The sequence below is a fragment of the Sphingopyxis sp. genome, assembly GCF_036402335.1.
GTDB lineage: Bacteria > Pseudomonadota > Alphaproteobacteria > Sphingomonadales > Sphingomonadaceae > Sphingopyxis.
Window position 1 is genome coordinate 1 of sequence record NZ_DASWTD010000271.1, and the last position, 6,608, is coordinate 6,608.

The following is a 6,608-nucleotide window of genomic DNA, read 5'->3' on the forward strand; positions in this document are numbered from 1 at the left end:
GAGCCGCGACCGGGATGGGTTCGACAGCCATCGGCGCAGCAGCGAGGACAGGCAGATCGGGAACGATCGGCGCATTGGCGAGCGCGCCCCACGGGCAATGCTGCTGCGCCTCGCCCGCATCGTGGCTGCCAGCTTTTTCCAGCGGGATCGTCATCGTCCCGCCCGGATTGGACGGGTCCGAACAGATGCGCACGGTGATCGACCCGCCCGCATCGCTCTCGATCATCCAGCCCGGCGCGACAATCACGCGCGCGGCGAGCGCGAGCAGCAACGGCAGGAGCAGCAGGATGCCGGGACGGCGAAAGGCGGCGAGCGGACTCACACGGCGCTCCTATGCTCGCGCCCTTGCACTGGCAAGCCGCTATTCGGCCGGTGTTTCGTCGGTCTTCTTTCCGGTGCGCGTCCAGGGATAGAGGAACTGGCCCCAATAATGTTTGGGCACATCTTCGGGGATACCGTAATTTTCGGGCCAGCGGTCCTTCGGCAGATGGAAAGTGCCGAACATCTTGTCGATCCACGGGAAATGGATCGCGAAATTGACGTCGAACGCCTCGCGTTCGAGCCCATGATGCCAGTGGTGGAAGCGCGGGGTCGCGATCCAGTGGCCGAGCCGGTTGAAATTACCCCCGACATTGGCGTGGAGCAGCGACGACCAGACATAGACGAAGCCGATATAGGCCTGCATCACCGAGGGCGCGAAGCCGAGCGTGAAGAGCGGCAGCGAGGTGATCGAACGGAGCAGGATGATCTCGACAAAATGCATCCGCGAGCCCGCGAGCCAGTCCATCGATTTCGCGCTGTGGTGCACCGCGTGGAAGCCCCAGAGGAAAGGGTAGCGGTGGAAGGTGCGGTGGAACCAGTATTGCGCCATGTCCGACGCGACGAGCACGATGACGAACTGCACGATCCACGGCAGCGACGCGACCCCGGCACGAAACGCCTCCCAGCTCGACGTATTCTCGTTGATGATCGTCGACGGGGCGAGCGCGAGGAAACCGAGCACCTGCACGAACATCGTGCTGACGAGATAATAGAAGAGGTCCTCGCGCCATTCGGTACGAAACAGCCGCTGCGTCCGCCGATGCGGAAAGGCGCGCTCCAGCGGCGCGAACATGAAGCCGGTGACGAGCAGGTTCACGACGAAGAAGTCGAGCCCGAAAAAAATGCCCCAATCGCGCGTTTCCTGCGGCTGGACGTTGGCGCCGCCGACGAGAATCGCGGCGAGCCCGATCATCAGCGCGGTGAGGCCAAGCACTTTCCGTGGCCGCAGCAGCAGGCTGAGCAGGGAAAGGCCGTAGCTGATCAGCAACGTGATATGGACGACCCCGCGGAAGCCGCCCCAGTTCTTGAGGATTGCAAGTTCGGGCGTCGCGAACCAGTCGGGAAAGCGCAGCGCGATCACCATGAAGAAGCCCGCGATCGCGAAGAGCAGCCCGAAAAAGCCCGACAACCAGCCGCTGCCGAACCGCCGCACTTCGGTATGCGATTCAAGATCGCGCATCAGGTTCTGAAGATAATCACGCTTTGCCATGTGGCCCCCTCACAGCATTTCCGCCGCGCCGTCTGTGATGGCGCGCACGACTTACTATCATGCTAACCCGCCGCCGCGACAATCTCCGCCCATTCGGCTTCGTCGATCACACGGATGCCGAGCGCGCTCGCCTGCTTGAGCTTCGATCCCGCACCCGGCCCTGCAACCACGAGATCGGTTTTCGCGCTGACGCTCCCCGCAGCCTTGGCGCCGAGGGCTTCGGCCTGCGCTTTTGCCTCGTCGCGGCTCATCGTCTCGAGCTTGCCGGTGAATACCACCGTCATGCCCGACACTTCGCTCTCGCGCGTCTCGACGACGTAGAGAGGGGGCGCGACTTCGGAGAGGAGATCGTCCCACAGGTCGCGATTGTGCGGTTCGTGGAAGAAGTCGGCGAGCGCTTCGCCGACCGCAATGCCGATGCCGTCGGCGCGGACTTCGAGGATCGCCTTGAACGCCTCGACGCGGCGCGCCGTATATTTGCCGTCGGATTCGCCCTCGGCCCGCGGATTGGCTTCCAGCCACGCGTGGATCTCGGCCGCCTTTACGGGGAGGCGCCTTATATCGCCGAGCCCCTTGAGCAGATCGCGCGCGGTCACCGCGCCGATATGACGGATGCCAAGGCCGAAGAGCAGCCGCGCAGCGTCGGGCTGCCGCTTGGCCTCGATCGCGGCGAACAGATTGTCGACCGACTTTTCCTTCCAACCCTCGCGCCCAAGCAGATCGGCACGATGGCTCTTGAGGCGGAAGATGTCAGCCGGCCCCTTGTCGAGCCAGCCGAGGTCGAGAAATTCCTGAATGCTCTTCTCGCCCAACCCCTCGATATCGAGCGCGCCGCGGCTCACGAAGTGGCGCAGGCGCTCGAATTTTTGCGCGTTGCAGATGAGGCCGCCGGTGCAGCGGACGTCGACTTCCCCTTCTTCCGCAACGGCCTCGCTGTCGCAGATGGGGCATTTGACCGGGAATTCATAGGCCGCGCGCTCCTCGTCGCGGGTCAGATTCTCGACCACCTGCGGAATCACGTCACCCGCGCGCTGTATGACGACACGGTCGCCGGGGCGGACACCGAGTCGGCCGATCTCGTCGCGGTTGTGAAGCGTAACGTTCGATACGACGACGCCGCCAACGGTGACGGGCGTGAGCCGCCCGACGGGAGTGAGCTTGCCGGTGCGACCGACCTGTATCTCGATCTTTTCCAATGTGGTCTGCGCGCGTTCGGCGGGGAATTTATGCGCGATCGCCCAGCGCGGCGCCTTGGCGACGAAGCCCAGCCGCTGTTGCCAGTCGAGGCGGTCGACCTTGTAGACGACACCGTCGATGTCATAGTCCATCTCGGCGCGGCGGCGTTCGATTTCGGCATAATGGGCGAGGATGTCGGCGACGTTGTCGTAGCGTTTGAGGAGCGGCGACACCGGGGCACCCCAGCGTTCGATCTGCTTCATGACGTCATACTGGGTGTCGGCGGGAAGCCCGCTGACCTCGCCCCAGCCATGCGCGAGGAAGCGCAGCGGGCGCGACGCGGTTACGCTCGCGTCCTTCTGGCGCAGCGATCCCGCGGCGGCGTTGCGCGGGTTCGCGAACTGACGGACAGTCGCCGGATCGAAATCCTGTTCGCGCTGTGCCGCGAGTGCCCTGCCCTCTTCCATCAGTCGCTCGTTGAGCGCCGTGAAATCGGCCTTTGCCATATAGACTTCGCCGCGGATCTCGAAGACGTCGGGGGCAGCACCGTTCAATGCCTGCGGGATGTCGGCGATGTGGCGGACATTGGCGGTAACATCCTCACCCACGCTGCCGTCGCCGCGCGTCGCCGCCTGTACGAGCTCGCCCTTTTCGTAGCGCAATGAACAGGACAGGCCGTCGATCTTGTCCTCGGCGGTCAGCGCGACGACCACATCGCCCGGAAGGTTCAAAAAGCGTCGCACGCGCGCGGCGAATTCCTCGACATCTTCGGCCGCGAAGGCGTTGTCGAGGCTCATCATGCGCTGAGCATGAGTGACCTTGGCGAGCGGCGACGCCTCGACCGCGGCACCCACCAGCTTGTTCGGGCTGTCGGCGCGGATCAGCGCCGGGAAGGCGGCTTCGAGGTCATTGTTGCGGCGGACGAGCGCATCATAATCGGCGTCCGAAATCTCGGGGGCATCCTCGGCATGATAGCGTTTGCTGTGATAGGCGATCGTTTTTGCGAGCCGCATCAATTCATTGGCGGCGTCGGCCAGCGACAGGGATTCGATTTCGGTCATGCACCGGTCTTTGCCACCGGCTTGAATTCGGCGCGAGTACCAAATCCTGCAATTAGCGGGCGACCCTTTGCAATCGCCTCCTGCACCGCGGGTAGTTTCAGCGACGCGGCGTGCGCGTCCTTGCTGTCCCACAGCTCGACGATCCAGATTGCGTCGGGGTTCGCGCTGTCCTCGCCGATCAGATAGGCGATATTGCCGGGCATCGTGCCGGTGCCTTCCGACAGGATCGCGACCAGCGCGGCGCGCTGGCCGGGCTGCGCCATCATCTGGCCGAGCAGGCCATATTGCGGATCGGCTTCTTCCATCATGGCCTCCAGTGCGCGCAGTTTCGTTGTGGGCAGCAAGACTGCGGCCATCGCCAGCATCGCGGCAAGATGCTCGCGCCGGTTCATGCCTTGGCGATCGCCAGCACATGCACCTCGCGGCGGATGCGGAAACCGAGCGATTCATAGAGCGCGATCGCACCCGCATTGTCGGCGTAGCTGTGCAGGAACGGCGTTTCTCCGAGCGCCACCATCTCGCGCATGACATGTCCGATCAGCGTCCGGGCCAGCCCGCGCCCGCGGCAATCTTCCCATGTCGCAACACCGCTGACCTCGGCCATGCCGGGCACGAGGATGCGCTGCCCCGCCATCGCGAGCAGCCGGCCATTTTCGCGCACGCCGAAGAAAGGCCCGTAACGATGTGTTGCTGGCCCCCATGGCCCGGGCTTCGCATGATCGGCGAGTTCTGCCATTTGGGCGGCATCCTGCTCGCCCAGCAGAATGATCACGGGCTCGCCTTGGCGCGGTGGCGGCGGTGCGCCCTCGGCGACCATCTGCGCAAGGACGGCGCGCTTGACCTCGCGCGTGCCGGGCGGAACGGGCCATGGTTCGCCCTCTACGATCCAGAGCTCGCCCTCGTTGGGCACAAGTGCGGCAAGCGCCGCCTGTGCTTCGGCGCCGTCGTCCGCCGCCACGCCGAACACGCCATAGCCGCGGTCGATCCGCACCGCCCGTGCATCGCCTTCGGCCAGATGCGCCTGCCGGCCGGTCAACATACTCCAGATTGGCCGATCGAGCGGGTGCGGCGTCATGCCGCGATCTCCAGCAATCGCTCGGCCTGCGCCCGCGCCTCTTCGGTCACTTCGGCGCCCGAGAGCATGCGCGCGATTTCCTCGCGGCGACCGGCGTCGTCGAGCGCGTGGACGCTGGTGCGCGTCACCGTCCCCTCGCTCGACTTGGCGATGATGAAGTGCGCGGCGCCCTTCGCCGCCACCTGCGGGCTGTGCGTCACCGCGAGCAATTGCCTGCCCGCGCCCGCGAGGCGCGCGAGCCGTTCGCCGATCGCCGAAGCAACCGCGCCGCCGACGCCGCGGTCGATTTCGTCGAAGATGATCGTGTCGGCGCCGCCCTCTTCGGCGAGCGCGACCTTCAATGCGAGGATGAAGCGCGAGAGTTCGCCGCCCGACGCGATCTTGGCGAGCGGCGCGAAGGGGGCGCCGGGGTTCGTCGAGATCAGGAACTCGACGCGGTCCATGCCCTCGGGTCCCCAGCGTTCGGCGGGGAGGCGCTCGACGAGCGTCTGGAAGCGCGCGGCGTCGAGCTTGAGCGGAACGAGTTCGCCTGCAACCGCGTCGTCGAGGCGGGTCGCCGCCTTGCTGCGCTGGTCCGACAGCGCGGTCGCGGCGTGGGTATAGGCTGCCGCGGTCTCGGCGACCGCCGTTTCGAGTTTCGCGAGACCCGCGCTGCCGCCTTCGATCGCGTCGAGCCTGGCGGCGAGCGTGCCGGTGAGTTCGGCGAGTTCGTCGGGCTGGACATTGTGCTTGCGCGCCATCGCGCGGAGTTCGAACAGCCGCGTCTCGGTCGCCTCGAGCCGTTCGGGGTCATATTCCATCGCGCGCGCGGCTTCGTGCAGCTTGCTCTCGGCCTCGTCGGCCTCGATGATCGCGCGGTCGAGCCCCGCGAGCGCCTCGGCGAGCAACGGATGGTCGCCCGCGAGCCGGTCGAGCCGCCGCGCCGCGCCGCGCAGTTGCGCCGGACCGCTGTCGCTGCCCTCGAACGCTTCCATGATCGCGCCGAGGTCGCCCGCGACCTTCTCGCCCTTTTGCATCGTGGCGCGCGCTTCGGAGAGTTCGGCATCCTCGCCCGGCTGGGGCGCGAGCGCCTGCAATTCGGCGACACAATGCTCGAGCCATTCGCGGTCGCGCTCGGCTTCGGAGATTGCAGCCTTCGCGGCCGCGAGCTTTTCCTCGGCGGCGCGCCAGGCGGCATGGGCGGCAGCGACGCCGCGCGTATCGGCGCGTGCATAGGCGTCGAGCAGCGCGCGGTGCCCCGCGGGCGCGAGCAGGCCGCGGTCGTCGTGCTGGCCGTGGATTTCGACAAGATGGGTTCCGACTTCGCGCAGCAGCGCCGCCGAACAGGGCTGGTCGTTCAGGAAAGCGCGGCTGCCGCCGTCGGCCTTCAATGTACGGCGGATCAGCAGCGGCTCGCCGGTTTCCAGTGCGATGTCATTCTCGGCGAGCAGCGCGGCGAGCTTCGTCCCCGATGCCGGCGCGACAAAACTCGCGGTCACCTGCGCCTTGTCGGTCCCCTGCCGCACCAGCGCATTGTCGGCGCGCGCGCCGAGCGCGAGGCCCAGCGCGTCGAGCAGGATCGACTTGCCTGCGCCGGTCTCGCCCGTCAGCACACCCAGCCCGGCCTCGAAATCGAGGTCAAGGCGCTCGATCAGGACGATATTGGCGATGGACAAAGCGGTTAGCACGGGCTGTCCTTACCGCAGAACAAAATGCGAATCTATTCGGTAATCGCTCGTCGCCCCCGCGAAGGCGGGGGCCGCTATCGGCACAACATAAGGATGCT

6 protein-coding genes are annotated in these 6,608 nt (G+C 66.2%); all 6 read right to left on the reverse strand.

Annotated elements, in window-relative coordinates; translation table 11 throughout:
- Positions 1 to 322, reverse strand: a 322-nt coding sequence (locus tag VGD20_RS08605) for a hypothetical protein (protein WP_331134047.1), incomplete at its 3' end; no start/stop codon positions are given.
- 39 nt (positions 323 to 361) lie between these two features.
- Entirely contained in the window at positions 362 to 1,501 is a 1,140-nt protein-coding gene (locus tag VGD20_RS08610; protein ID WP_331134048.1) for a sterol desaturase family protein, read from the reverse strand.
- A 92-nt stretch (positions 1,502 to 1,593) separates the two neighbouring features.
- Positions 1,594 to 3,768 (reverse strand): NAD-dependent DNA ligase LigA, encoded by a 2,175-nt coding sequence (ligA, locus tag VGD20_RS08615; protein ID WP_331134049.1) that lies wholly within the window; start codon positions 3,766 to 3,768, stop codon positions 1,594 to 1,596.
- Positions 3,765 to 4,160, reverse strand: coding sequence for a putative quinol monooxygenase (locus VGD20_RS08620; RefSeq protein WP_331134050.1), 396 nt, complete (start codon positions 4,158 to 4,160; stop codon positions 3,765 to 3,767). The genes ligA and VGD20_RS08620 overlap by 4 nt, the downstream gene beginning before the upstream one ends.
- Entirely contained in the window at positions 4,157 to 4,843 is a 687-nt protein-coding gene (locus VGD20_RS08625; protein WP_331134051.1) for a GNAT family N-acetyltransferase, read from the reverse strand. The genes VGD20_RS08620 and VGD20_RS08625 overlap by 4 nt, the downstream gene beginning before the upstream one ends.
- Complete coding sequence (recN, locus tag VGD20_RS08630; RefSeq protein WP_331134052.1) at positions 4,840 to 6,510, reverse strand: DNA repair protein RecN; 1,671 nt, start codon at positions 6,508 to 6,510, stop codon at positions 4,840 to 4,842. The genes VGD20_RS08625 and recN overlap by 4 nt, the downstream gene beginning before the upstream one ends.
- Positions 6,511 to 6,608 lie beyond the last annotated feature (98 nt).